At 73.2% G+C, this 26,325-nt stretch carries 21 protein-coding genes and 1 other RNA gene; 3 read left to right on the forward strand and 19 right to left on the reverse strand.

The features are described 5' to 3' along the window. Positions 1–48: 48 nt before the first annotated feature. The 6 genes from ACIRBX_RS30950 to ACIRBX_RS30975 all read right to left on the reverse strand — a co-directional run bounded on the left by ACIRBX_RS30950 (position 49) and on the right by ACIRBX_RS30975 (position 7,441). Positions 49–2,388, reverse strand: coding sequence for a xanthine dehydrogenase family protein molybdopterin-binding subunit (locus ACIRBX_RS30950; protein ID WP_402301999.1), 2,340 nt, complete (start codon positions 2,386–2,388; stop codon positions 49–51). After that, on the reverse strand, positions 2,385–3,686 hold the full coding sequence (locus tag ACIRBX_RS30955; RefSeq protein WP_402302001.1) for a (2Fe-2S)-binding protein: 1,302 nt from the start codon (positions 3,684–3,686) through the stop codon (positions 2,385–2,387). The genes ACIRBX_RS30950 and ACIRBX_RS30955 overlap by 4 nt, the downstream gene beginning before the upstream one ends. Continuing rightward, positions 3,683–4,543: an FAD binding domain-containing protein gene (locus tag ACIRBX_RS30960; protein WP_402302099.1), complete on the reverse strand. Its 861-nt coding sequence runs from the start codon at positions 4,541–4,543 to the stop codon at positions 3,683–3,685. Before ACIRBX_RS30960 ends, ACIRBX_RS30955 begins: the two co-directional genes overlap by 4 nt. 286 nt (positions 4,544–4,829) lie before the next feature. Continuing rightward, complete coding sequence (locus ACIRBX_RS30965) at positions 4,830–6,446, reverse strand: beta-N-acetylhexosaminidase (RefSeq protein ID WP_402302003.1); 1,617 nt, start codon at positions 6,444–6,446, stop codon at positions 4,830–4,832. Between the two features lie 73 nt (positions 6,447–6,519). Next, positions 6,520–6,798, reverse strand: coding sequence for a DUF3039 domain-containing protein (locus ACIRBX_RS30970; RefSeq protein ID WP_402302005.1), 279 nt, complete (start codon positions 6,796–6,798; stop codon positions 6,520–6,522). 73 nt (positions 6,799–6,871) lie between these two features. Then, positions 6,872–7,441, reverse strand: a complete 570-nt coding sequence (locus tag ACIRBX_RS30975; protein ID WP_402302006.1) for a YqgE/AlgH family protein — start codon at positions 7,439–7,441, stop codon at positions 6,872–6,874. Positions 7,442–7,724: 283 nt separating this feature from the next. On the opposite strand from ACIRBX_RS30975, the gene murA reads away from it, so the two are divergent. Further along, on the forward strand, positions 7,725–9,065 hold the full coding sequence (gene murA, locus ACIRBX_RS30980; RefSeq protein WP_402302007.1) for a UDP-N-acetylglucosamine 1-carboxyvinyltransferase: 1,341 nt from the start codon (positions 7,725–7,727) through the stop codon (positions 9,063–9,065). A 78-nt stretch (positions 9,066–9,143) separates the two neighbouring features. Here the strand turns inward: murA and ACIRBX_RS30985 are convergent, their stop codons facing one another. Beyond that, entirely contained in the window at positions 9,144–9,425 is a 282-nt protein-coding gene (locus ACIRBX_RS30985) for an HU family DNA-binding protein (RefSeq protein WP_104816345.1), read from the reverse strand. A 521-nt stretch (positions 9,426–9,946) separates the two neighbouring features. After that, on the reverse strand, positions 9,947–11,422 hold the full coding sequence (locus ACIRBX_RS30990) for an NAD-dependent malic enzyme (RefSeq protein WP_402302009.1): 1,476 nt from the start codon (positions 11,420–11,422) through the stop codon (positions 9,947–9,949). On the opposite strand from ACIRBX_RS30990, the gene ACIRBX_RS30995 reads away from it, so the two are divergent. Beyond that, on the forward strand, positions 11,337–11,531 hold the full coding sequence (locus ACIRBX_RS30995; protein WP_402302105.1) for a hypothetical protein: 195 nt from the start codon (positions 11,337–11,339) through the stop codon (positions 11,529–11,531). The two genes, ACIRBX_RS30990 and ACIRBX_RS30995, sit on opposite strands and share 86 nt — an antisense overlap. A gap of 199 nt (positions 11,532–11,730) precedes the next feature. Here ACIRBX_RS30995 and ACIRBX_RS31000 read toward each other — a convergent pair whose 3' ends face one another. The 8 genes from ACIRBX_RS31000 to ftsE form a co-directional block, all read right to left on the reverse strand. Further along, the gene (locus ACIRBX_RS31000) at positions 11,731–14,013 is read right to left on the reverse strand and encodes a HelD family protein (protein ID WP_402302011.1); all 2,283 of its coding nucleotides are present in this window, start codon (positions 14,011–14,013) and stop codon (positions 11,731–11,733) included. A gap of 480 nt (positions 14,014–14,493) precedes the next feature. Then, positions 14,494–15,660, reverse strand: coding sequence for a uroporphyrinogen-III synthase (locus tag ACIRBX_RS31005; RefSeq protein ID WP_402302012.1), 1,167 nt, complete (start codon positions 15,658–15,660; stop codon positions 14,494–14,496). 167 nt (positions 15,661–15,827) lie between these two features. After that, positions 15,828–17,192, reverse strand: coding sequence for a nitrate/nitrite transporter (locus tag ACIRBX_RS31010; RefSeq protein ID WP_402302015.1), 1,365 nt, complete (start codon positions 17,190–17,192; stop codon positions 15,828–15,830). Between the two features lie 186 nt (positions 17,193–17,378). Further along, positions 17,379–17,754: a transfer-messenger RNA gene (gene ssrA, locus ACIRBX_RS31015) on the reverse strand. A 92-nt stretch (positions 17,755–17,846) separates the two neighbouring features. Beyond that, the gene (gene smpB / locus ACIRBX_RS31020) at positions 17,847–18,323 is read right to left on the reverse strand and encodes an SsrA-binding protein SmpB (protein ID WP_402302017.1); all 477 of its coding nucleotides are present in this window, start codon (positions 18,321–18,323) and stop codon (positions 17,847–17,849) included. A gap of 36 nt (positions 18,324–18,359) precedes the next feature. Then, complete coding sequence (locus tag ACIRBX_RS31025; protein ID WP_402302020.1) at positions 18,360–19,475, reverse strand: S41 family peptidase; 1,116 nt, start codon at positions 19,473–19,475, stop codon at positions 18,360–18,362. A 35-nt stretch (positions 19,476–19,510) separates the two neighbouring features. Continuing rightward, positions 19,511–20,422: a permease-like cell division protein FtsX gene (gene ftsX, locus ACIRBX_RS31030; RefSeq protein ID WP_402302023.1), complete on the reverse strand. Its 912-nt coding sequence runs from the start codon at positions 20,420–20,422 to the stop codon at positions 19,511–19,513. Between the two features lie 58 nt (positions 20,423–20,480). Further along, the gene (gene ftsE / locus ACIRBX_RS31035; protein ID WP_345281355.1) at positions 20,481–21,170 is read right to left on the reverse strand and encodes a cell division ATP-binding protein FtsE; all 690 of its coding nucleotides are present in this window, start codon (positions 21,168–21,170) and stop codon (positions 20,481–20,483) included. Between the two features lie 299 nt (positions 21,171–21,469). On the opposite strand from ftsE, the gene ACIRBX_RS31040 reads away from it, so the two are divergent. Further along, positions 21,470–21,664, forward strand: a complete 195-nt coding sequence (locus ACIRBX_RS31040; RefSeq protein ID WP_402302027.1) for a hypothetical protein — start codon at positions 21,470–21,472, stop codon at positions 21,662–21,664. 58 nt (positions 21,665–21,722) lie between these two features. On the opposite strand, the gene prfB is transcribed toward ACIRBX_RS31040, so the two are convergent. The 3 genes from prfB to ACIRBX_RS31055 all read right to left on the reverse strand — a co-directional run bounded on the left by prfB (position 21,723) and on the right by ACIRBX_RS31055 (position 26,247). Then, entirely contained in the window at positions 21,723–22,832 is a 1,110-nt protein-coding gene (gene prfB, locus ACIRBX_RS31045) for a peptide chain release factor 2 (protein WP_402302030.1), read from the reverse strand. 9 nt (positions 22,833–22,841) lie between these two features. Further along, positions 22,842–24,116, reverse strand: coding sequence for a serine/threonine-protein kinase (locus tag ACIRBX_RS31050; RefSeq protein WP_402302032.1), 1,275 nt, complete (start codon positions 24,114–24,116; stop codon positions 22,842–22,844). A gap of 229 nt (positions 24,117–24,345) precedes the next feature. Then, on the reverse strand, positions 24,346–26,247 hold the full coding sequence (locus tag ACIRBX_RS31055; protein WP_402302033.1) for a serine/threonine-protein kinase: 1,902 nt from the start codon (positions 26,245–26,247) through the stop codon (positions 24,346–24,348). Positions 26,248–26,325 lie beyond the last annotated feature (78 nt).

The following is a 26,325-nucleotide window of genomic DNA, read 5'->3' on the forward strand; positions in this document are numbered from 1 at the left end:
GCCCACGCGACTGCACAGCTTCCGCACGAACGCGGCGGCGGTGCGGCGTCACGCCGAGATGGCGTCCTCCGGGAGGATCGGGAGGCGGGCGACGGGGAGGCCGGTGGCGGCGCGGACGGCGGCGGCGACGGCGGCGGGGGCGGTGACGGCGGGGACGGCGCTGACGGCCTTGGCGCCGAAGGTGGCGACCACGTCGCGGTCCTCGACGAGGGTGGCGATGCGGACCTCGGGAGTGTCGAGGGCGGTGGGGAGGCGGTAGCCGGTGAGGGAGGGGTTGAGGAGGCGTCCGTCCTCGGTGCGGAGGTCCTCCAGGAGGGCGAGGCCGACGCCCTGGGCGACGCCCGCCTCGATGCGGTCCTCGATCTGACGGGGGTTCAGGGCCCGGCCGACGTCCTGGGCGACGGTCACGTCGACCACCCGGACCGCGCCGAGCTCGATGTCGACGTCGACCACGGCCCGCATCGCGCAGAAGGCGATGGAGACGAAGGCGTCGCCCTGCCCGTTCTCGTCGAGCGGTTCGGTGGGGTGCGGGCGGCACTGGGCGGTGGCCCAGAGTTCCTTGCCCTCCAGTGCCTCCGTCACCGGCATGCCGAGCACGCCGTCGTAGGAGGAGATCTTCCCGTCGGCGATGGTGAGGAGTTCGACCGACATCCCGAAGTTGGCCGCGATCGGCTGGAGCAGCTGGTGACGGACCATCACCGCCGCCCGCTCCACCGCGCCGCCGCTGACCCAGGTGTGCCGCCCCCGTGCCGACGGGCCGGCCACCGACTGGTCGCTGTCCACCGGTGCGACGTACACCTCGGAGACGCCGAGCACGGACTGGACGATCTGCCGGGCCAGGGTCGCGAAGCCCTGGCCGGCGTCGACGGCGGCGCAGATGACGGTGGCGTGGTCGCCGCTGACCCGGACGGTCGCCGTGGAGACCTCGTCCTCGCCCTCGGCGCCGAGCATGTGGACCATGCCGAGCGCGTAGCCGATGCCGCGCCGGACGGCGGCCGGGTCGCCGGCTCCGCCCGGGCCGCCGGGGAGCAGCCACTCGCTGTCCGGGTCGTCCACCGGGAGTGCGGGCAGCGGGGCGGTGGAGACGGCGTCCAGCAGGGCGGCCACCGGGGCGGGGCAGGTGACGGCCTGGCCGGTGGGCAGCGGGTCACCCGTCGCCATCGCGTTGCGTCGGCGGATCTCGACCGGGTCGACCCCGATCCGGGCGGCCAGCTGGTCGAGCTGGGACTCGTACGCGAAGCAGACCTGCAGGGCGCCCTCGCCGCGCATCCGCCCGGCCGGCGGGTTGTTGGTGCGCACGGCCCAGGCGTCCACGAAGACGTTGGGGCAGGTGTAGGGGCCGACCGAGAAGGCGGCGGCGGCGGCCAGCGCCTCCGCCGAGACCTCGGCGTAGGCGCCGCCGTCCAGCAGGATCTGGGCCTCGACCTTGACCAGGCGGCCCTCGGCGTCGGCGTGGTGGCGGTAGCGCAGCAGGGCGGGGTGCCGGCTGGTGTGGCTGTGGAAGGACTCCTCGCGGGTGAGGGTCATCTTCACCGGGCGGCCGGTGCGCAGCGCGAGCAGCGCCAGCACCACCTGGAAGGAGAGGTCCTCGCGGTCGGCGGTGGCACCGGGCACGCCGGTGGCGACCAGCCGGACCCGGTCGGGCTCCAGGCCGAGGCAGGCGGCGGTACGGTCCCGGTCGCCGTGCGGGTCGGTGGAGGAGAGGTGCAGCTCGACGCCGCCGTCGGGGCGGGGCACCGCGAGGCCGGCCTCGGCGCCGATCGGGGCCGGGTCCTGGCGGCCGACCTGGTAGAGGCCCTCGACCACGATCTCGCCGGCCGCCTCCGGGTCGCCGGTGCGCAGCGGGAGGTGGCGGAAGAGGTTGCCGTCGGGGTGCAGCGGCGGGCAGGTGAAGGACTGCTCGGGGTCGGTGACGGGCTCCAGCAGCTCGTACTCGACCACGATCGAGGCGGCGGCCAGCCGGGCGGTGTCGGGGTGGTCGGCAGCGACCGCGGCGACCGGCTCGCCGTGGTGGCGGACCAGGCCGTCCGCCAGCACCGGCCGGTCGGCGACGCCCCGGCGGTCGGCCGGGGCCTCGGCCAGGTCCTCGGCCGGTACGGAGGGCAGGTCGGCGGCGGTGACCACGGCGTGCACGCCGGGGACGGCCAGGGCCGCGCTGGTGTCGACCGAGACGATCCGGGCGTGCGGGTGCGGGGAGCGCAGCACGGCGCCCCAGAGCAGGCCCTCGGCCCAGAGGTCGGCGGCGTACGGGTAGATGCCGAGCGCCTTGGGCAGGGCGTCGCTGCGCCGGGGCGACGCGCCGAGGCCGAACGGCTCGGCGCCGTCCGGGAGTTCGGCCTCCGCGCCGGCGGGCGCCGTCGGGGCGGTGAGGTCGGTGGGCGAGCTCATGCGCGATCGTCCTCGGGGTGCCGGATGCCGTGCGGCGGGGTGGTGCCGTCATGGGCGTGGGGAGCGCCGGTGGCGGCCGGGTCGTACCCGGCCGGGTAGCCGCCGCCGTCGAAGCCGCCGCCCTCGAAGCCCTGGTAGCCCTGCTGCTGATGCTGTTGCGGCGTCTGCTGCTGCTCGAAGCCGCCCTCGTAGAGGGTGCCGGGGTCGTAGGCGGTGCCGTGCGCCGGGGTCGGCACGTACGGGGTGCCGTGCGCGGGCGTCCCGGCGCCGGCCGGGCCGTCGAAGGCGGTGCCGTGGGCGGGGGTGGCCTCGCTCCGGGCGGGCTCGTAGACGGCCTCGTGGCCCGGGTCGTACGGGGCCGGGTCGAAGCCGCCCCGGTCGAAGGCCGCCTGCTCGAAGGCCGGCTGCTCGAAGGCTCCGGGGTCGAAGGCCGCCTGCTCGAACGAGGCCGCGTCGAAGCCGGGCTGGTACGCGGCACCGGCCGGGAAGCCGGGCTCGTAGACGCCGGTCTGATGGGTGGTCAGGCCGTACTCGGCCTGCGCGGGCTCGGCCTCCACCCAGACCTCGGAGTCGGCGTACAGCGGCAGCTCACCGGCCAGCGGCAGATCGGCCACCGACTGCGCGGCGGCAGCGGCTGCGGCAGCGGCGGAGGCCATCTCGGACGGGCTCGCCCCGCCCTCCACCGAAGCCGACGCCGAAGCTGACGCCGAAGCCGACGCGGCAGACACGGCCGCAGCCGCCTCGGCGGCAGCGGCCAGCGCCTCCTCCTCGGCGTCCCCGCGCGCCTCGGCCACCGCCTGCACCGCGGCCAGCACGCCCTGGTAGCCGGTGCAGCGGCAGAGGTTGCCGCAGAGCGCCTGCCGGGTCTCGACCTCGCTGGGCCGGTGGTTGCGCTGGAGCAGGTCGTGCACGGCCATCGCCATGCCGGGGGTGCAGTAGCCGCACTGCACCGCGCCCGACTCGGCCAGGGCCTGCTGGACGTCGCTGGCCGAGCCGTCGGCACTCAGGCCCTCGACGGTGGCGATCTCGCTCTCGGAGGCCAGTGCCGCCGGCACCAGGCAGCCGGCCACCAACTGGCCGTCCACCTGCACCGAGCAGGCCCCGCACTCGCCCTGCTCGCAGCCGTCCTTGGCACCGGCCAGGCCGAGCCGCTCGCGCAGCACGTAGAGCAGGCTCTCGCCGATCCAGGCGTCGCTGACGGGCCGTTCGAAGCCGTTGACCCGCAGGGTGTAGGAGGCGGTCGGACGCAGGTCGCCGCTGACCACGGCGCCGAGGCCGTCGCTCACCAGATCCGTCACTTCAGTGCCCTTCCCAGCGCCCGTCGGGCCAGCACGGATACGGTACGCCGCAGCCGGGCGGCGGCGGCCGGGGCCCCCTCACCCTCCAGCGCCGCGTCGGGGACGCAGGCGGCCGCCACGTACTCGCCGAAGGCGGCTGCGGCGGCCGGGTCGATGGCGTCGGCGGCCTGGTCGCCCCGGGCGTCCCAGTCGATGCAGCCGGCCACCCAGGCCTCGGCCTCCAGCGGGCGCAGCGGTACGGGCGCCACGGCGCCGACCGCGCAGCGGACCGCGCGGCGGGCCGGGTCGAGCACCAGGGCGACGGAGGCGGTGGCCCGGGACGGGCCGTTGCGGCCGGTGGACTTGAGGAAGACCTGCGGGGCGTGCAGCAGCGGCACCCGCACCCAGGTGAGCAGCTCACCGGGGCGGACCGGGTCGAGGCCGGTGAGCAGGTGGCTGACCGGCACCTCGCGGCTGCCGCCGGGGCGGGCCAGCGTGACGGCGGCCTCCAGGGCGGCCAGCACCGGCAGGGTGTCGCCGCCGGGGGCGGCGGTGGCGACGTTGCCGCCGAGGGTGCCGACGTTGCGGATCTGCGGGGGGCCGGCGGTGCGGGCCGCGTCGGCCAGCGCCGGGATCAGCGCGGCGAAGTCGGGCCGGTCCATCCGGGCGAAGGTGAGGCCGGCCCCGAGGACAGCGGTGCCGCCGTCCTCGTAGCGCCAGCCCCGGAGTTCGGTGATCCGGCCGAGGCCGATCAGGGCGGCCGGGCGGAGCCGGCCGGCGTTGACCGCCTCCATCAGGTCGGTGGCTCCGGCCACCGGCACCGCGCCGGGTGTGGCGGCGAGCGCCTCGACGGCCTCGTCGAGCGAGGCCGGCAGCATGATCGTCCGGTTCACCAGGAATCCACCGTGCTCCACTTGCTCATCAACTGCCCCGCCGTCCCCGGCGGTGTGTGGCCTGGCCCGTAGGGTACGGGCGATCGGTGCGGGTTGGGCAACTCTGGCACACAAAGCTCGGAGATCATTTCCCGGCCCGCGAACAAGCCGTGTCAATCCCGGACGAATCCCGGCACACAGCGATCCGATCCGGCGGCCACCGGATCGGATCTTCATCTGTTGTTGACGTCCGAGCCTCCGTCAGGAGTTCCCCGAGGTCGCCGACCCTCCGTCAGGTGCCCTTCGGCCCGTCGAGTGGACGGCCGAGCACTCCGGGGCGCTTCTGCCACGGGTGCGGGCCGCCCGGCGGGCGGTACTCCACGCCGAGCGCGTCCAGGCGCCGGTAGTGCTCCGCCATCCGCCGCTCGAAGCCCTCCCAGTCCCGCTCGGCCGGGGCCGGCAGGGCCGACCAGGCCACCTCGGCGAAGGCGGCCAGCCGGGGGAAGGCCCGGAAGTCGACGTCCCGGGCGTCGTCCATGAACTCGGTCCAGATGTTCGCCTGGGTGCCGATCACGTGCGCGGCGGCGGCTCCCCCGTCCTCCAGCGAGGTCAGCTCGGCCGGCACCGGCTCGAACCGGTAGACGTCCTCCAGGGTGCGGACGAAGCCGACCGGGATCGGCTCCTCCTCGCCCGGGCCCTGCCGGTGGTCCAGGTAGACGTGCGTCTCCGGGCACATCACCACGTCGTGCCCGGCCTTCGCGGCGGCGATGCCGCCCTCGTAGCCGCGCCAGGAGGAGACCGCGGCGCCCTCCGCCAGGCCGCCCTCCAGGATCTCGTCCCAGCCGATCAGCCGGCGCCCGCGCTCGGCCAGCCAGCCGTCGAAGTGCCGGATGAAGTGGCTCTGCAGCTCGTCCTCGTCGGCCAGCCCGAGCTCGCGGATCCGGGCCTGGGCGGCCTCGCTCTCCCGCCACTGGGCCTTGGCGCACTCGTCCCCGCCCAGGTGGACGAACTGCGAGGGGAAGATCTCCAGCACCTCCTCCAGCACGCCCTCGAAGAACCGCAGGGTGGCCTCGGAGACGTTCAGCACGTTCTCGCTGACGCCCCAGTCGGTCCAGACCCCGAGCGCGGCGGTGTCCACCACGTCGGTGTTGCCCAGCTCGGGGTAGGCGGTGATGGCGGCCTGCGAGTGGCCGGGCAGGTCGATCTCCGGCACCACGGTGATCTGCCGGGCGTCCGCGTAGGCGACGATCTCGCGCAGGTCGTCCTGGGTGTAGTAGCCGCCGTGCGGCCGGTCGTCCCGGCGGTCCGCCGCGCGGAAGCCGACCATCGACCGCTCCCGCCAGGAGGCCACTTCGGTCAGCCGCGGGTAGCGCTTGACCTCGATCCGCCAGCCCTGGTCGTCGGTCAGGTGGAAGTGCAGCACGTTCAGCTTGTGAGCCGCCATCAGATCGATGAAGCGGAACACGCCCGCCTTCGGCATGAAGTGCCGGGAGACGTCGAGCATCACCCCGCGCCAGCCGAACCGGGGCGCGTCCTCGATCTCGGCGTACGGCAGCTCCCAGCCGGTGCGGCACAGCGGGGCGGTGCGGTACGCGTCGGCACCGAGCAGCTGACGGAGCGTCTGGGCGCCGGCGAAGGCGCCGGCCGGGGTGCTCGCGGTGAGCAGCACGCCCTCGGGGCCGATGCTCAGCCGGTACGCCTCGGGGGCGGCGGCCGGGTCGAGGCGGAGTTCGATGCCACCCGGGGCGGCGGGCAGCGGCAGGCCGGTGGCGGCACCGAGCACGGTGCGCAGCCAGGTCTCGACCGGGGCCAGCCCGGGGGCGGCGGTCAGGCCGGTGCCCGCGTCCAGGGCGAAGGTGCCGGGAGTCTCGGGTCGGATGACACTCAGCGGGGCAGGGATGAGGTCCATGACCTGCATCCTGCCCCGCTGACACCCGAGTGGCATAGACCAATCGGGGAAGTGTTCTGCATGCTGACGCAGGCTACTTCTTGTCGTCGTCCCCGCCCTGCGGGCCGCCGATGCCGTCGTAGATCTCCTTGCACATCGGGCAGACCGGGTACTTCTTCGGGTCCCGCCCGGGCACCCAGACCTTGCCGCAGAGCGCGACCACGGGGGATCCGGAGAGCGCACTCTCCATGATCTTGTCCTTCTGGACGTAGTGCGCGTAGCGCTCGTGGTCGCCGTCCCCGTGGGAGACCTGGGGGACGGGCTCGACCAGGGTGCCGGTACCGAGGCCGCGCTCGGGCTCAAGAGTGCTCATGACGCTCAAGTCTATGGGCCCGCCGAACCGAACAGAAGGCACGCGCCCACCACCGGCCGTACGGCCGTCCCGCTCAGTTCAGCGTCGGGTCGTCCGGGTACGTCGCCAGCACCGCCAGCGGCCCCCGCTGGCGCCGCAGCACCGACCGCCACAGGCGCTCGGGCTCGGGCGAGGAGATGTCGCCGGGCTCGCAGTCCACCAGGTACCAGGCGCCCTCGGCGATCTCGGACTCCAGCTGGCCGGGCGACCAGCCCGCGTAGCCGGCGAACACCCGCAGGCCGCCCAGCTCCCCGGCCAGCACCTCGGGCGGGGCCTCCAGGTCGACCAGGCCGATCGCCCCGTGCACCCGCCGCCAGCCCAGCGGCTCGTCCCCGCCCGGCTCGCCCGGGACGACGGCCACCGCGAGCGCCGAGTCCAGGCCGACCGGGCCGCCCTGGAAGACCACCGGCATCGCCCCGGCCAGGGCGGACCAGCCGTCCAGCACGGCGGCCACCTCGATCGGGGTCGGGTGGTTGAGCACCACGCCGAGCGCGCCCTGCGCGTCGTGGTCCAGCAGCAGCACCACGGCCCGGGAGAAGTTCGGGTCGGTCAGCAGCGGGGTCGCGACCAGCAGTCGGCCGGTGTGCGAGGAGGCCGGGGTCATGCCCACATGATCCCCCAGTCCGGCCCGCCCGGTGCGGACAACACGGGAAGCCCCGACACGCCGTGGGCGAACACCCGTACGGCCGCACCGTACCGCCGTGTCGCTGCGGAACCGGCACCGGAGAGGCGACCATCACCCTTAGGGCGCAAGGGAACCATCCGTCCGGCCATTACCATCTATGGGTGGTGGAAGGGCCTTCGCCTCGTGGTGGAAGTTCCTTCCACTCGTGTTTGCCCTGCTCCGCAGCCGATTCCTCCCCCAGTCACCCCGGATTGCGAGAACGATGACCGACGACGTCCTGCTGGTTCACGGCGGAAACCCGCTCGAAGGCGAGATCCGCGTCCGTGGTGCGAAGAACCTGGTCCCCAAGGCCATGGTCGCCGCCCTGCTCGGCACGGGCCCCAGCAGGCTGCGCAACGTCCCGGACATCCGCGACGTCAAGGTCGTGCGCGGCCTGCTGCAGCTGCACGGGGTGACCGTGCGCACCGGCGACGAGGAGGGCGAGCTGATCCTCGACCCCTCGCACGTCGAGAGCGCCAACGTCGCCGACATCGACGCGCACGCGGGCTCCTCCCGGATCCCGATCCTGTTCTGCGGCCCGCTGCTGCACCGCCTCGGCCACGCCTTCATCCCGGGCCTGGGCGGCTGCGACATCGGCGGCCGGCCGGTGGACTTCCACTTCGAGGTGCTCCGCCAGTTCGGCGCCACCATCGAGAAGCACCCGCAGGGCACCTACCTGGTGGCGCAGACCCGGCTCCAGGGCACCAAGATCGAGCTGCCCTACCCCTCGGTCGGCGCGACCGAGCAGGTGCTGCTCACCGCGGTGCTCGCCGAGGGCGTCACCGAGCTGCGCAACGCGGCCGTCGAGCCGGAGATCGTCGACCTGATCTGCGTGCTGCAGAAGATGGGCGCGATCATCTCGATGGGCACCGACCGCACCATCCTGATCACCGGTGTGGAGGAGCTCTCGGGCTACAACCACCGCGCGCTGCCGGACCGCCTGGAGGCGGCCTCCTGGGCCTGCGCCGCACTGGCCACCAAGGGCGACATCTACGTCCGGGGTGCCGACCAGATCCCGATGATGACCTTCCTGAACACCTTCCGGAAGGTCGGCGGCGCCTTCGAGATCGACGACGAGGGCATCCGGTTCTGGCACCCGGGCGGCGAGCTCAAGGCGATCGCCCTGGAGACCGACGTGCACCCCGGCTTCCAGACCGACTGGCAGCAGCCGCTGGTGGTCGCGCTGACCCAGGCGGCCGGCCTGTCCATCGTCCACGAGACGGTCTACGAGTCCCGGCTGGGCTTCACCGGCGCGCTGAACCAGATGGGCGCCCACATCCAGCTCTACAGCGAGTGCCTGGGCGGCACCCCGTGCCGCTTCGGTGCGCGGAACTTCCAGCACTCCGCGGTGGTCTCCGGCCCGTCCAAGCTGATCGGCGCCGAGCTGGTCATCCCGGACCTGCGCGGCGGCTTCTCGTACCTGATCGCGGCGCTGGCGGCCGAGGGCACCTCCACGGTGCACGGCATCGACCTGATCAACCGCGGCTACGAGAACTTCATGGAGAAGCTCCGCGACCTGGGCGCCCAGGTCGAGCTCCCCAACGAGGAGCTGGTCACGGTCTGATCCGGACCGCACGCCGAACGACCGTGGCCGGTCTCCCCGAGGGGAGACCGGCCACGGTCGTGGGTGCTGCCAGGGGCGTCACTTGCCCTTGGCGGCCTCCTTCAGCTTCGAACCGGCGCTGACCTTGGCGCTGTAGCCGGCCGGGATCTGGATCGGGTCGCCGGTCTGCGGGTTGCGGGCGGTCCGGGCGGCACGGTGGGTGCGCTCGAAGGTCAGGAAACCGGGGATGGTGACCTTCTCGTCGCCCTTGGCGACGACCTCGCCGACGACCTCGGCGAAGGCGGCCAGAACGGCGTCGGCGTCCTTGCGGGTCACCTCGGCGCGCTCCGACAGAGCGGCCACCAGCTCACTGCGGTTCATGTGTACTCCTGTGGTCTGTTCGCGTTGCGGTGTGCGGGGGCCCACCGGTCGTCCTGCCGGGCCACCATTGCTGGGGGCACCCGGCCGGGTCGGCGGTCCGCACACTGTGCTCGTTCAGGCGAGGGATGGTCAGGGGTCGGGCTTGCACCCCGAAGCGCCACAAACCGCACTGCCTGGGTACGAATCCTGCCCCGACCGGCACTGAGAAAGCCAATCGGTCCCCGTCGCGGTTGACCCGAACAGTGCCCGCCGGACGGAGTTGTGACGCTCCGTCCGCTCCGGCGAGCCGGGGCGGGCGGCGGACCGGGTGGACGCGCCGAGGGCCCAGGGGGACGTTCCGTACTTGTCGGACACGCCTGCCCCGTGCAGGGCTACCGTACGCCCTGGCACCGACAAGCCCAAACACGCCCCTTCCCCTTGTGTCGCAAGGGGAAGGGGCGGGTGCGCGCCGATAGGCTGGTCGGCCCGCCGCCCGGGGGCACCGGCGAGCCGGCCGGCACCCCGTCCGAGCTGCGGTTCGATCAGAGCTGAACGGCCGGGAAAGACGTGGTGTCCAGCGTGCCGACGATGCCCAGGGTGGGCGGCACCGGGGCCGGCTCGGTCTCGCCGCGGGCGGCCAGCGCGGCCTCCCGGACGGCGGCGGCCACGGTCTTGGCCACGTCGGGGTGGAAGACGCTGGGGATGATGTAGTTCGGGTTCAGCTGGTCGTCGGCCACGGTGGTGGCCAGCGCCCGGGCGGCGGCCAGCATCATCTCGGTGTTGACGGTCCGGCTCTGGGCGTCCAGCAGGCCCCGGAAGACGCCGGGGAAGACCAGCACGTTGTTGATCTGGTTCGGGAAGTCGCTGCGGCCGGTGGCCACCACGGCGGCGGTCTGCCGGGCCACCGCCGGGTCCACCTCCGGGTCCGGGTTGGCCAGCGCGAAGACGATCGCGTTGTCGGCCATGGTCGCCAGGTCGTCGCCGTCCAGCACGTTCGGGGCCGAGACGCCGATGAAGACGTCGGCGTCGGCCACCGCGGCCTTGAGGCTGCCGGTGCGGCCCGAGCGGTTGGTGTGCTCGGCGATCCAGCGCAGGCTGTCGTTGAGGTCCTCGCGGCCCTCGTGGACCACGCCGTGCACGTCCGCCACGGTGGCGTGCTCGACGCCGGCCGCCAGCAGCAGCTTGAGGATCGCGGTGCCGGCCGCGCCCGCGCCGGACATCACCACCCGGATGTCCGCGATGTCCTTGCCGACCACCTTGAGCGCGTTGGTGAGCGCCGCCAGCACCACGATCGCGGTGCCGTGCTGGTCGTCGTGGAAGACCGGGATGTCCAGCGCCTCGCGCAGCCGGGCCTCGATCTCGAAGCAGCGCGGGGCGGAGATGTCCTCCAGGTTGATCCCGGCGAAGCCGGGGGCGATCGCCTTGACGATGGCGACGATCTCGTCGGCGTCCTGGGTGTCCAGGCAGATCGGCCAGGCGTCGATGCCGGCGAAGCGCTTGAACAGCGCGGCCTTGCCCTCCATCACCGGCAGGGCGGCCTTCGGGCCGATGTTGCCCAGTCCCAGCACGGCCGAGCCGTCGGTGACCACGGCGACGCTGTTGCGCTTGATGGTCAGGCGGCGGGCGTCCTCCGGGTTCTCGGCGATCGCCATGCAGACCCGGGCGACACCCGGGGTGTAGATCATCGAGAGGTCGTCACGGTTGCGGATCGGCAGCTTCGAGGACATCTCGATCTTGCCGCCGAGGTGCATCAGGAAGGTGCGGTCCGAGACCTTGCCGATCGCCACGCCGTCGATCGCGCGCAGCTTCTCGACGATCTCCTCGCCGTGCGCCACCGAGGCGGCGGCCACCGTGACGTCGATCCGGAGCGCCTCCAGGCCGGAGGCGGTGACGTCCAGGCCGGTGACGGATCCGCCGGAGGACTCGACGGCGGTGGTGATCGAGCTCACCGCGTTGCCGGTGGCGGGCACCTCCAACCGGACCGTGATCGAGTTCGAGACACTGGGCACCGTCGCCATCGACGTCCTTCTTCCTGAAATCAACACTTTGTTGAATGCCTGCGCAGTCGGCATGCTAGACCTCGATCGTCGCACCCACCAAGGCTTCGCCAGAAATAACGTTCATTGAGTGTGCGGACCCGACAAGGCTTCTTGCCCTCAGCGGGCGATGCGTTACATTGGACAAGGCACCGGCTCGATCCAAGCCCCCGGGCCCAACCTTCGTCCCTTAGAGGGACCACTTGCCGCGAGGCGAGCATGGCGGGTCGGTGTCACAAGCCACTGAGGCCCCCTCACCACCGGTGAGGGGGCCTCTTGCTGTCGGTCCGTCAGCGCAGCAGCGCCGGCACCCCGTCCGCGTCCGGCAGGTCGTCCGGGCCGGAGAGCACGGTGAGCCGCTGGGTCGCCCGGGTCAGCGCCACGTAGAGCACCCGCAGGCCCGCCTCCGACTCACCCGCGATCCCGACCGGGTCCGCCACCACCGTGGCGTCGTACTCCAGGCCCTTGGCCTCCAGCGAGCCCAGCGCCACCGCCCGGCCGCCCAGCCCGGCCACCCAGCCGGCCGCCTCGGCCCGGCGGTCCATCGGGACCACCACCGCGACGGTGCCGTCCACCTCGGCGAGCAGCCGCTCCAGCTCCGCCCGGGCCGCCGCCGCCACCGCGGCCGGCTCGGTCGAGCCGACCGCGGCGAAGCGGGGCTCCAGGCCGGTGGAGCGGACGGCGGTCGGCGAGGGGGTGCCGGGCGCGGCCAGCTCCAGCACCTTGGCCGCCACCTCGGCGATCTCCGAGGGGTTGCGGTAGTTGACGGTCAGGGTGTGCCGGCGGCGGGGCTTACCGGCCAGCACCTCGTCCATCGCGGCCTGCGCCTCCTGCGGGAACGGCCAGGAGGACTGCGCCGGGTCGCCGACGATGGTCCAGGTGGCCATCCGGGCCCGGCGGCCGACCATCCGCCACTGCATCGGCGTCAGGTCCTGCGCCTCGTCCACGATCACGTGCGCGTACTCGGTGCGCTCCACCGGGACGCGCTCGCGCTGGCGGGACATCCGGTCGGCGTAGGTGGTCACCTCGTCCAGGCCGGTCAGCATGTCCACCGCGTCCACCTCGCGGACCCGGCGCACCGCCGCCTCGCCGAGCAGCAGCTGGAGCTCGTCCACCAGTGCCACGTCGTGCGCCGACAGCTCGCCCTCCCCACGGGCCGTCAGGTGCCGCCAGGAGTCGGCCAGCAGCCGGGCCTCCTCCGGGGTGACGGCCCGTCGGGCGATCCGGTTGGTGTGCTTGGCCTGCTTCAGGGTGGCCAGCACCCGGCGCGGCGTCAGGGCCGGCCACCAGGCGTCCAGGAAGTCCAGGAAGGCGGCCTCGTCCGAGACGTACTCGTCGAACGCCTCCTTCTCCTCCTGGCGCTGCTCGCGGGCGTAGTGGTCGGTGGGGCGCGGCATGTTCCGGACGGCCTGCTGCCAGAGCGCGTCCAGCAGCAGCCGACGGGCGCGCGGGCGGAGCAGGTTGAGCGGGGTGCCGCCGGAACCGATCACGTTGCCCCGGACGGCCTTCAGGCGGCCGGCGTCGAGGCGGAGCGCCTCGCCACGGGCGAAGACCTTCAGCTCGGTCGGCGCGCCCAGCTCCAGCGCGGCCCTGGCGGCGCGGCGCAGCAGCGTCACCATCCGGGCCGAGCCCTTCACGTGCGCCGTCTCCGGGGTGTCGTACCGGCCCGCCTCGATGCCGTCCACCAGGCTGCCGACCGCACGGATCGCCACCTGGCCCTCCTCGCCCAGCGCGGGCAGCACGCCCTCGGTGTACGAGACCAGCAGCGCGGTCGGGCTGACCACCAGGATGCCGCCCGCGTACCGGCGGCGGTCCTGGTAGAGCAGGAACGCGGCGCGGTGCAGCGCGACGGCGGTCTTCCCGGTGCCCGGGCCGCCGGTGACCAGGGTGGCGCCGGGCGCGGGGGCCCGGATCACCTCGTCCTGCTCCTTCTGGATCGAGGAGACGATGTCGCGCATGGTGTGGCTGCGAGCCCGGCCCAGTGTGGCCATCAGCGCGCCGTCGCCGACCACCGGCAGCTCCCGGCCGCCCAGGGTGGGCGTCAGGTCCGGGCGGAGCAGGTCGTCCTCGACGCCGATCACCCGGCGGCCCTTGGAGCGGATCACCCGGCGGCGGATCACCCGGCCCGGCTCGACCGGGGTGGAGCGGTAGAACGGCGCGGCGGCCGGGGCCCGCCAGTCGATCACCAGCGGGCCGAACTCGGCGTCCAGCACGCCGAGCCGGCCGATGTGCAGCGTCTCGGCGACGGCCGGGTCGGCCGGGTCGAGCGGGGTCTGCGACGGGATGCCGTGCTCCTCCGGAGCGTCGGCCTGCTGGAGGTCGATCCGGCCGAACAGGAAGTCCTCGAACTCGGTGTTCAGCCGGTGCAGGTGCGCCCCGGCGCGGTACACCTGGGCGTCCCGCTCGGCCAGCGCGCCGGGCGTGCCGACGTGGACGCGCTTGGCGGCGTCCTCGAGGACGTACTCGGCCTCGGCGAGCTTCTCCTCCAACCGGTGGTAGACGGTGTCGAGGTGGCGCTGCTCCTCGGCGATCTCGCGGTCTCGGACGGTGTCTGAGTCTGTGCTGCTGTGCATGGCCTCGTTCGGTGGCGGCTGAGGGGGAACCTGCGGAAAAAGAGACGGACGGAAGATCCTACGCCTCAGAACCCGCCCAGCGGCAGACACCCGCACACATCGCCTTCACCCCACCGCCTCCCCCCGGCCGCACGGCAGCCTCCCGGCCGGGGAGCGGAGAGGCCGAACCGGCACCCGCGCCCCGGCCCGGCCGTCCGGAGACCGGTCCGTCCACCACGCCGGCCCTGACTTCCCGTCAGCCCGCCTAGCCCGCCCGTCCGCCGCTCACCCCTGCGGACCCCGCCTGCCGATCGGCCCGTCAGCCGGCCCGTCCGCCCTGCGACCCCTCCCCCGGCCGACGGCCCCGCACGCCACCGCCCCGCCCCTGACTCCCCGTCAGCCCCGCCGTCCGACCGTCCCGAGCCCGGCCTGCCGACCGCACGGCCCCGGCACCCCGTCCGCCCCGTCCGCGCAGTCCGCCCCGGCGGCCCGGCGCAGCCGCTACGCGGCGCCGTACTTCCCGCCCGGCCCCGCCGTCGGGTCGACCGCCAGGCGGTAGCCGCGCTTGACCACCGTGGCGACCAGGTTCGGGGTCCCCAGGGCCGCCCGCAGGCGGGCCATCGCGGTCTCCACGGCGTGCTCGTCGTTGCCGCTGCCCGGGAGGGCGCGGAGCAGCTCGGCGCGCGGCACCACCCAGCCGGGGCGGCGGGCCAGCGCGCGCAGCAGGGCCATCCCGGCGGGCGGTACGGGCCGCAGCTCGCCGTCGACCAGGGCGGCCTGGCCGCGCAGCTCCACCTGGTGCCCGGCCACCGAGAGGCGGCGACCGCGCTCCGGGAGCCGGGCGGTGAGCAGCTGGACCATCGCGCCGAGCCGCATCCGCTCCGGCCAGACGGTGGCGACGTCCAGTTCCTCCAGCGGGGCCGCCGTCACCGGCCCGACGCAGACCGGCAGGACGTCCCGGCGCAGCGCGTGCAGCAGCTCGGCGGTGAGGCCGCGCTCGGCGGCCCGGTCGAGCAGGCTGATCGCGGCGGGGGCCGAGGTGAAGGTGATCGCGTCCAGGGCGCCGGCGCAGCAGGCGTCCAGCAGCCGGTCCAGCGGGGCGAGGTCGGCGGGCGGAAGCCAGCGGTAGACCGGCACCTCGACCACCTCGGCGCCGGCCGCGGTGAGCGAGTCGACGAAGTCCCGCTGCGGGGCGCCGTGCAGCTGGACGGCGATCCGCAGGCCCTCGACGCCCTGCTCCAGCAAGCGCTCCAGCACCTCCACCGAGGACTCCGACTCGGCCGACCACTGCTCCCGCAGCCCGGCGGCCCGGATCGCGCCCTTGGCCTTGGGCCCCCGGGCCAGTACGGCGGCCTTGCCGAGCCGTTCGATCAGCTCGTCGCCGAGGCCCCAGCCCTCGGCGGCCTCGATCCAGCCCCGGAAGCCGATCCCGGTGGTGGCCACCGCGACGTCCGGCGGGTCGGCCACCAACGCCCGGGTGGCGGCCAGCAGTTCGGTGTCGTCGGGCAGCGGCACGATCCGCAGCGCGGCGGCCCGCTGCACGGCGGCGCCCCGGCGCTGGAGCAGCGTGGCCAGCTCCTCGGAGCGGCGGGCGGCGGTGATGCCGACGGTGAATCCGGCCAGCGGCGGCACCGGCTCGGCCGGCTGAGCATCCGTCAGTTCGTCCATGGCTCTGGGTCCTTCGATGGTGCGCACCCCGGCTGCGGCGGGCCGGGAGGGTGGGTGGACGGGCATCCTCCCCCGCAGCGGTGTCGCGGCGGGGTCGGAAGTATTTCCGGGGTGTTTCACGGTGCCGGGCCGGCCGCCCCGCACGGACGGCCGGCCCGGTGCCCGGTTCAGGCGCTGACCGGCTCCTTGGCCGGGGCGGGCGCGGGGGTGCCGGTGGGACGGCGCAGGTAGACGGCCCAGGTGAGGGCGGCGCAGACCGCGTACGCGACCAGGAAGGCGGCGAACGCGGGGGTGCCGGTCCCCGCCGTCAGGAAGGACTGCCGGAAGGCCAGGTTGATGAACAGCCCGCCGAGCGCGCCCACCGCACCGATCACCCCGACCGCCGCGCCGGACATCCGGCGGGACCAGCCGGCCGCCCGCTCGGCGCTCTCCCCGAGCTGGGCGATCCGGTTCTGCGCCTTGGCCTCGAAGATCACCGGGATCATCTTGTAGGTCGAGCCGTTGCCCAGCCCGGCCAGGACGAAGAGGGTGGTGAAGCCGGCCAGGAAGACCGGCAGCGAGCGCTGCGAGGAGGCGTACAGCACCACCAGGGTGGCCGCCGCCATCCCGGCGAAGTTCCACAGGGTGATCCGGGCACCGCCCCACCGGTCGGCCAGCCGGCCGCCGAGCGGGCGGATCAGCGAGCCGAGCAGCGGGCCGACGAAGGTGAGCTGGGCGGCCTGCAGCGGGGTGCGGCCGAACTGGGTCTGCAGGACCAGGCCGAAGGCGAAGCTGAAGCCGATGAAGGATCCGAAGGTGCCGATGTAGAGGACGGACATCAGCCAGGTGTGACGCTCCCTCAGCACCTCGCCCAGCGCCCCGGTGTCGTTCTTCACCGGCGCCAGGTTGTCCATGAAGAGCGCGGCCAGGGTGGCCGCGACCACGATCAGCGGGATGTAGATGCCCAGCACCAGCCGGGGCGAGGCGGCCCCGGCCCAGGTGATCACGGCCAGCGCCACCAGCTGGATCACCGGCACCCCGATGTTCCCGCCGCCGGCGTTCAGCCCGAGCGCCCAGCCCTTGCGGTGCTGCGGGAAGAAGGCGTTGATGTTGGTCATCGAGGAGGCGAAGTTCCCGCCGCCGAGCCCGGTCAGCGCGGCCACCACCAGGAAGGTGGTGTAGGAGGTCCCCGGCTCCATCACGTACGCGGCGGCCAGCGCGGGCAGCAGCAGGAGCAGCGCCGACACCACCGTCCAGTTCCGTCCGCCGAAGCGGGCCACCGCGACGGTGTAGGGGATGCGGACGAAGGCGCCCACCAGGGTGGGCATCGCGACCAGGAAGAACTTCCCGGCCGGGTCGATGCCGTACTTCGGGCCCATGAAGAGGACCATCACCGACCAGAGGCTCCAGATCGAGAAGCCGATGTGCTCGGAGAGCACCGAGAAGACCAGGTTCCGGTTGGCCGTCCGGCGCCCCGTCCGCTCCCAGAAGTCCCGGTCCTCCGGGTCCCACTCCTGGATCCAGCGCCGTCCCACCGTCGTGTCCCCACTCATCGCCACTCCCCTGGTCCAAGTCCGCCGCCCTGACCCGGCCGACCCTAACGGGCCGGGATTTCGGGGGAGTTGTGGGCTGTGAACCCGGCGGTACCGTCCTCTCACCGGGCGGCCCGGGGCACTGTGAGGCGCGGGAACGCGAGAAGGCCGCCTCCCGAGGGAGTGCGGCCTTCAAGCGACATGGGTCTGTGGAGATGCCGGGAATCGAACCCGGGTCCAGTGGAGTGGATTCAGGACTTCTCCGAGCGCAGTCCGCTGTGAGTTTCTCGGCCCTGGCAGTCACGCGGACAAGCCGCCAACAGGCCCAGCCACTGTTTGGTTTTTCCGCCGACCCCCGTGGCCGGGGTGGCGGATGAGTTCCCTAGATTATGCCAGGATCCGGGTCGGGAACTCCCCGGGCTGACACCCATTCACTCTTGCTTAGGCAGCGAGAGCGAACTGCTGGGAATCGCGCTTAGAGTTGGCGATTATTTTTTTGCGACAGGTGGTTAACGAGATCATTGCCGCGTTCCTCGGCTCGCTTCTCCTGTTTCGACGTCCCCTGTCGAAACCGATCATCCCCATGTTCATTTGACAAACAGCTCCGGCGGGCGAGCCCTCCGGCGGTGTTGCTCGGGCCATAGTACGCGCAGGCACCGGCCCGGGCCAAGCGGATTACTTCTGACGGCGGCGCGCCGCCGCCACCGCCCGGTCCGACTCGCGGCGGTCCTGCTTCTCGCGCAGGGTCTGCCGCTTGTCGTAGAGCTTCTTGCCGACCGCCAGGGCCAGCTCCAGCTTCACCCGGCCGTCCTTGAAGTACAGCGAGAGCGGCACCAGGGTGTGGCCGGTCTCCTTGACCTTGGACTCGATCTTGCGGATCTCGAGCTTGTGCAGCAGCAGCTTGCGCTTGCGCCGCGAGGCGTGGTTCGTCCAGGTCCCCTGGGTGTACTCGGGGATGAAGACGTTGTCGACCCACGCTTCGTGGTTCTGCACGTAGGCGTAACCGTCCACCAGGTTCGCCCGCCCCTCGCGGAGCGACTTCACCTCCGTGCCGGTCAGCACCATGCCGCATTCGTACGTGTCGAGGATGGTGTACTCGTGTCGCGCCTTCTTGTTCTGCGCGATCAGCTTCTTTCCGGTTTCCTTAGCCATAGCACCGGCCATTCTCGCACCTCGCCGGGCGGATGGTCAGCCCCTTTGTCCGCGCCCCAGCCCGGAGAGCACGGTGTCGGCGAGCCGGGTGGCGGCGTCCGGGTCGCCACCGGCCGGCTGCGGGACGTCGGGGGTCAGGCCGGTGCCGTCCGGGGAGCGGCCGGACGGGGTGGTGTAGCGGCCCACGGTGAGCTCCAGGACGGCGCCGTCGGCGAGCCGGCTGGGCTGCTGGACGGTGCCCTTGCCGAAGGTCCGGGCGCCGACCAGCACGGCGCGGCTGCGGTCCTGGAGCGCGCCGGCGAGCAGTTCGGCCGCGCTCATGGTGCCGCCGTCCACCAGCACCACCAGGGGCACGGCGGTGTCTCCCCCGCGCGCGGCGGTGAGCTCGCGCCGCTCGCCGCGCTCCTGGTACGAGGCCACCGGGCCGCCGTCCAGGAACAGCGAGGCGGTGGCCACCGCCTCGTCCACCAGCCCGCCCGAGTTCCCCCGCAGGTCCAGCAGCACGCCGCGGGCACCCCGGACGGCGTCCGCGACCTGCCCGGCCACCCCGGCGGTGAAGCCGCGCACGGCGACCCGCACGACGCCGGGCCGCAGCTGCTCGGCGGTCACGTCCCTGGCCTCCAGCTCGGTCCGGCGCAGCCGCAGCTCGCGTGGCGCGGCGCCCGGCCGACGGACCGTCAGCTCCACCTCGGTGCCGGTCTCGCCGCGCAGGCCGGCCACCACCTCGGTGACCGGCAGCCGGTCGGCGGCCTTGCCGTCGATCCCCAGCAGCACGTCCCCGGCGGCGATCCCGGCCTGCCGGGCCGGCCCGTCCGGATGCACCCGGTCCACCGTGGTGGCCCCGTCGGCGGACCGCCGGACGGAGAGCCCGACACCCCGGTAGCGCCCCTCGGTCAGGTCGGTGTACTCCCCCGGCGAGTAGTACGCGGCCCACGGGTCGCCGCCCTCGGCGACCAGCCGCTCGGCCTGCTGCCGGGACAGCGATGCCCCGGCCAGGTCACGCCCGGCCAGGGCATCGGAGGAGGAGGGCGGGCGGTCCTCGGCCGGGGCCCCGCTCCAGGCCCCGGTGACCGCCCCGGTGAACAGCACGGCGCCGAACGCCAGGGAGAGCATCGCTCCCTGGCGCACTCCCGCACGCAGTGTCACCGGCATGGCAAGGGAGTCTAGGCGCAGTGCCTGAGGGCCCGTCAGACCTTGAGGTACTTCCGGAGGGTGATGAAGGCCGCGATGCCCGCCATCCCCATGCCGACCACGACCAGCAGCGGGATGACGGTGAGCACCGAGGACAGCCCGATGAAGTGGATGAACTGCACCCGCTCGGCCAGGAAGTTCTGGACGAAGAAGTGCCCGCCGATCAGCAGCCCGGAGGCCAGCACCGCCCCGAGCAGCGCGGCGAACGCCGCCTCCGCGATGAACGGCATCTGCACGTAGAAGTTGGAGGCACCGACCAGGCGCATGATGCCGGTCTCGCGCCGTCGGCTGAACGCGGACACCCGGACGGTGTTCACGATCAGCAGCAGGGCGACGAACAGCATCAGCACCATGATCACGAAGGCGGCGGTCTGCAGGCCGTTCAGCAGGCCGAACAGGTTCTCCAGGATCTTCCGCTGGTCCTCGACCGACTTCACGCCCGGCTTGCCGGCGAAGGCGCTCTGCACCACGTCGTACTTGGTCGGGTCGTTCAGCTTGACCCGCCAGGACTGCGGCATCGCCTCCGCACCCACCGCGCTGATCAGCGGGTTGTCCGGGTTGGTCTCCTTCCACCGCTTGTAGGCGTCCTGCGAGCTCTCGAAGGTGGAGCTCTGCACCAGCTGGGTCATCTTGTCCAGCTGGCCCTTGACCTCGGCGATCTGCTGGTCGGTGGCGGCACCCGCCGAGCACTGGGCGGAGGTCTTGGCGTCCGACTTGGTGCAGAAGTAGATGCTCACCTCGACCTTGTCGTACCAGTACCCCTTCATGGAGTTGACCTGGTCGCGGACCAGCAGGGAGGCACCGGCGAGGGCGAGCGAGAGCGCGACGCTGACCACGACCGCGATGGTCATGGTCAGGTTGCGGCGGAGACCGACACCGATCTCCGACAGGACGAACTGGGCGCGCATGGCGATTACTCCAGGGGCAGGCAGGCGGGGCGGGCAGGCGGACGGGGCGTCAGGTGGCTCAGTTCTGGTAGCCGTAGACGCCGCGGGCCTGGTCGCGGACCAGCAGCCCCTTGTCGAGCTCGATCACCCGCTTGCGCATCTGGTCGACGATGGCCTGGTCGTGCGTGGCCATCAGGACCGTGGTGCCGGTGCGGTTGATCCGGTCGAGCAGCTTCATGATGCCGACCGAGTTCTGCGGGTCGAGGTTACCCGTGGGCTCGTCCGCGATCAGCAGCATCGGACGGTTCACGAAGGCCCGGGCGATGGCCACGCGCTGCTGCTCACCACCGGAGAGCTCACCGGGCATCCGGTCCTCCTTGCCGCCGAGGCCGACCAGGTCGAGCACCTCGGGCACCACCTTGTTGATGGCGCTCTTCGGCTTGCCGATGACCTCCAGCGCGAACGCGACGTTCTGCGCGACGGTCTTGTTCGGCAGCAGGCGGAAGTCCTGGAAGACGGTGCCCAGCTGGCGCCGCATGTGCGGCACCTTCCAGTTGGACAGCTTGCCGAGGTCCTTGCCCAGCACGTGCACCGCGCCGGTGCTCGGCCGCTCCTCGCGCAGGCAGAGCCTCAGGAAGGTCGACTTGCCGGAGCCGGACGAACCGACCAGGAAGACGAACTCGCCCTTCTCGATCTCCAGCGAGACGTTGTCCAGGGCCGGACGGTTCTGCTTGGGATAGGTCTTGGAGACGTTGTCGAATCTGATCACGGCTGCATCACGGGGGCCATCCTAGGTGGGTCAGGACTCGGACCCTACGCGAAGCCCCTCCGCACCCGCAGGCAGTGAACCGGGCTTCACCTGGGATTTGGTGAGCATCGACCCGTTTTGCCCCGATAAATGCGATCCATGTCACAGCTTCGCAAAGGGTTGAGCGGTCGGCGAACGGGGAGGACGGGCCGGAACGGCCGGAACCTGGCACAGTGGTAGCAGAGAGCGTCCGTCCGGGGCCGTCGGAGGAACCGGAAGCCCGTCCGGCGCGTTGCAGTAACCAGCAAGGAGGAGATCGCATGACTTGCGACCATCTGGTGTGCGCCAACTGCAACGGCCGCGTGAGTGACGGCCGCTGCCAGGTCTGCCGCGCCAACCGGGCCCGGCTCCAGGAGCAGCAGGGCCCGTTCGCCGCACTGTCCCCGACGGCGCTGCTGGCGCTGCTGGTCGGCCTGCTGGCGGTGGCCCTGATCGCCCGTCAGGCCCTGGCCTGACCGACCCCCGCACGCGAAAGGGCCCCGGGAAGCTCCCGGGGCCCTTTTCGGTGCGTCCTTACGCGGCGGCTTCCCGCTGCTTCCGCCAACGGATGCCGGCCTCGATGAAGCCGTCGATGTCGCCGTCCAGCACCGACTGCGGGTTGCCGACCTCGAACTCCGTCCGCAGGTCCTTGACCATCTGGTACGGGTGCAGCACGTACGAGCGCATCTGGTTGCCCCAGGACGAGCCGCCGTCCTTGAGCGCGTCCATCGCGGCGCGCTCCTCCTGACGGCGCCGCTCCAGCAGCTTCGCCTGGAGGACGTTCATCGCGGACGCCTTGTTCTGGATCTGCGAGCGCTCGTTCTGGCAGGAGACCACGATGCCGGTCGGCAGGTGGGTGATCCGGACCGCCGAGTCGGTGGTGTTGACGCCCTGGCCGCCGGGGCCGGAGGCGCGGTACACGTCGACCCGCAGCTCGCCCTCGTCGATGTCGACGTGGTCGGAGGTCTCGACGACCGGGAGCACCTCGACGCCGGCGAACGAGGTCTGCCGGCGGCCCTGGTTGTCGAACGGCGAGATGCGGACCAGGCGGTGGGTGCCCTGCTCGACCGAGAGGGTGCCGTAGGCGTAGGGCGCCTTGACGGTGAAGGTGGCGGACTTGATGCCGGCCTCTTCGGCGTACGAGGTGTCGTAGACCTCGGTCGGGTAGCCGTGCCGCTCGGCCCAGCGGATGTACATCCGCATCAGCTGCTCGGCGAAGTCGGCGGCGTCCACGCCACCGGCCTCGGCCCGGATGTTGACCAGGGCCTCGCGGGCGTCGTACTCGCCGGAGAGCAGGGTGCGGACCTCGAGCTCCTCGACCGCCTTCTGCACCGACGTCAGCTCGGCCTCGGCCTCGGCACGGGTGTCCGCGTCGTCCTCGGCCTCGGCGAGCTCGAACAGCACGCCGAGGTCCTCGACCCGGCCGCGCAGGGTCTCGAACTTGCGGACCTCGCCCTGGAGGAAGGAGAGCCGGCTGGTCACCTTCTGGGCGTTCGCGACGTCGTCCCAGAGGGCCGGGGCGGCTGCCTCCTCCTCCAGTACGGCGATGTCGGCCCGGATCTTGTCCAGGTCGAGGACGGCCTCGATCGACCCCATGGTCGTTTCGAGGGACTTGAGCTCTTCGGAAGGATCGACGGCTGCCACGCCACCAGACTAATGGTTCGGCGGCCCCGGCCGTGCATGGGTGTCCGTCACCTCGTGGATTCCCGCCGGTCGCGCCCCGGCGGCGTGCCGTTCCCGGGCGAACGCGGAGTACGCGGCGGCGGCTCCGGCCAGCAGCAGCACCACCGCGATCAGCACCGCGTAGAGCCGGCGGCGGCGCACCAGCGCCCGGCGGCCCTTGCGGTGGCCGGCCGGGGCGGACTCCCGGCGCTGGGCCTGGGACTCGGCGGCGTAGGAGGCGAGTTCGCGGTCGGACGGGCGGCGCAGGCTGGTGTGGGTGTCCCGGGTGGAGTCCGGCAGCGGGGCCTGGACCAGCGGGACGGCCGGGCCGCGCCGGCGGCGGTGGGTGCCGGGGCCGGCGTCCACCTCGGTGTAGACCGCCTCGCCCGGGGTGAGCGGCGGCTCGGCCTCGGCCCGCTCCGGCGGCAGCTGCGGGGGCAGGCCGACCAGGTACGGCAGCTGATCGCGCAGCCGCTCGGCCAGCTCGGCGGCGCGCAGCCGGGAGGCGGGGGCCTTTGCCAGGCACTCGGTGATGATCCGGGACAGGCCCTCGGGCAGGCCCGGGATCGGCGGCACCTGCTCGGTGACGTGCCGTCGGAGCACCGCGCCGGTGTGCCCGCCGCCGAACGGGGTGAAGCCGGTGAGCAGTTCGTAGAGCACGGTGGCCAGCGCGTAGATGTCGACGGCGGCGCGCGGCTCCAGGCCCTCGATGATCTCGGGGGCCAGGTAGTCGGGGGTGCCGATGATCCGGGTGGCCCGGGTGCGGCGCGGGGCGTCCACCAGGCGGGCGATGCCGAAGTCGGTGAGCTTGGCGCGCGGGGCGCCGCCGGGGCCGGTCGGGGCGGCCAGGTCGAGCAGTACGTTCTCCGGCTTCACGTCCCGGTGCACGATGCCGGCCGCGTGGGCGGCGGCCAGGCCGTCGGCCACGTCGGCGATCACCGAGACGGCCACCGCCGGGGCCAGCGCGCCCTCGCGCTCCAGCCGGGAGCGCAGGTCGGTGCCCTGCACCAGCTCCATCACCAGGGCCAGGTCGTCGCCGTCCACCACCATGTCGCGGACCTCGACCACGTTGGGGTGGTCCAGGCTGGTGAGCGCCGCGCGCTCCTGGACGAAGCGGCCGACCAGCACCTGATCGGAGGCCAGGTCCTCGCGCAGCAGCTTGACTGCCACCGGTCCGTCCGGGCCCTCACCGAGCCAGACGGTCCCGGCGGACCCCCGGCCGATCACCTGTTGGACGGTGTAACGGCTGCCGATCTTGCGTGCCAATGCTGCTGCTCCGTAGGCGGCGGGAGCGCGCTGCCCGGCTGCGCGCTCGGTAGGTCGGTGCATCTCAGCCACCCAACCTACGCGCCCGAGGGCCGTTCGGGGGACGCCCGGCGGCCCTCAACAGCCCTCGGGGGCAGGAAAAATCCTGAATTGTCGACAAGTCGCCAACACCGCCTGCGGTCTGACGGCCCGTCGGCCGACCGGGGCGGCGGCGCCCCGGCCGGGGGCGCTAACTGCCCGTCAGGCTGGTGACCCAGTCGCTGGCGTCGGCGAACCAGCCCTTCACGTTCTCCCACCAGACCGGCAGGTCGGTGAAGTTCCACAGCGCCAGCACGCCGAGGGCCAGCACCACGATGATCATCAGACAGCCCTTCAGGCAGCCGAGCCCCGGGATGTACATCCGGTTCCGGCTGCGCCGGCGCGGCTCGCGCTCCCGCTCGCGCGGGGGCTCGGGCTCGCGCCGCTGCGGGGCCGGGGGCTCCTGGCGCCGCTGCGGGGCCGGCTCCTGGCGGCGCACCGGTGCCGGGGCGGGCGGCGGGGCCTGCTGGTAGGCGGGCGGCTGGGGCTGCTGCTGGGCCTGCGGGTAGCCGTAGCCCGGCTGCGGCGCCTGCTGCTGCCCGTACCCCGGCTGGGGGTGGCCCTGGCCCGGGTACGGCGGCGGGGCGACCGGCGGGCGCTGGGCGTAGCCGCCGGGCGGCTGCGGCCGGCCGGCCGGGCGGCCCGGCGGCGGGCCGGGCTGCTGCTGGTCCGGGCGGTACGGGGAGTACGGCTGCGGCGGCTGGTAGCCCTGCTGGGGCTGCGGCCGGGACTGGTAGGGCTGCGGGGCCACCCGGGCGGCGGGCCAGTCGTCCGGGGCGCCGTGGTCGCCGGGGGCGAACACCTCGGTCTGCTGGTTGCGGTCCCGGGCCGCCCGGAGCTGGGTCTGCCAGGGGTGCGGCTGCTCGGGGGCGGGCGGCCCGGCCGGGGGCGGCGTACCGGGCGGGCCGGGCGGCACCGCGGGGGCCTGCGGCATGACGGCCGTCCGGTCGCCGGCGCCCGCGGGGGGCACCGGACCGCCCTGAGGGCTCATCAACTGGGTGGCGGCAGCGGCGTCGTACTGGCCCGAGGGCAGCACCTGGGTCTGGTCACCGAAGGTCTGGTCACCGAAGGAGGAGTCGGCGAACTGGGCCGGCACCGGCACGCCGGGCTCGGTCGGCCCGGCGGTCGCCGGGGTGGGGCTCGGGTCCGGCCGGAGCAGCCCGGCCACCGCGAAGGCGGCCTCGGCCTGGTCCGGCGAGGCGTGCACGCCGATCCCGGCGGCCACCACCCGCAGCGCCTGCGCCAGCGCCACCGCGCTGGGCCGCTGGGCCGGGTCCTTGCGCAGGCAGCGCTCGATCACCGTCCAGAGCGGCTCGGGCATGGTGCGCGGGCGCTCCGGGTCCTGGGCCAGGTGCGCCTGCAGGATCGCCACCGGGTTGTCGCCCTGGAACGGGGCCCGGCCGGTGGTCAGCTCGTACAGCATGATGCCGGCGCCGTAGACGTCCACCGCCGAGGTCTGCGGGCGGCCGTCGGCGGACTCGGGGGCGACGTACGCGGGAGTGCCGACGAACTCGTGGCTGCGGGTGATGCCCGGGGAGTCGGCGAGCCGGGCGATGCCGAAGTCGGTGAGCATCGGGTGCATCTGCTCGGCGCCGTCCACGCTGGTGGAGGCGAGCAGCACGTTGGCCGGCTTGAGGTCGCGGTGCACCACGCCGTCGGCGTGGCTGGCGGCCAGCGCGTCGGCGATCTGGGCCATCAGCAGCGAGCCCGCGATCGGGCTGAACGGCCCGTTCCCGCGCAGGTAGTGGAACAGGTCGGGGCCCTGCACCAGGTCCATCACCAGGGCCAGCAGCTCGCCCTCGACCACCAGGTCGCGGACCCGGACGATGTTCGGGTGGGTCAGCCGGAGCAGGACGGAGCGCTCGCGCAGGAAGCGCATCACGACGTCCGGGTCGGCGGCCAGCTCCTCCCGCAGTATCTTGATCGCCACCGCGCGGCCGGGCTCGATCCCGGGCACCACCACGCCGTCCCGCACCCGGGCACGCCAGACGGTGCCGGTGGCCCCGCGTCCGAGGGCCTCCTCAAGCAGGTACTTGCTGCCGACTGGCCGCACGCTGTCTCCTCGGTACTACTGCGGTACTGCGCTGCCGTGGTTTTCGGCAACTCTAACGGCGCTCGTCCAGGTTTCCGA

Origin of the sequence: Kitasatospora sp. NPDC096147, from assembly GCF_044763225.1 — a bacterium.
In the GTDB taxonomy this organism is placed as follows: domain Bacteria; phylum Actinomycetota; class Actinomycetes; order Streptomycetales; family Streptomycetaceae; genus Kitasatospora.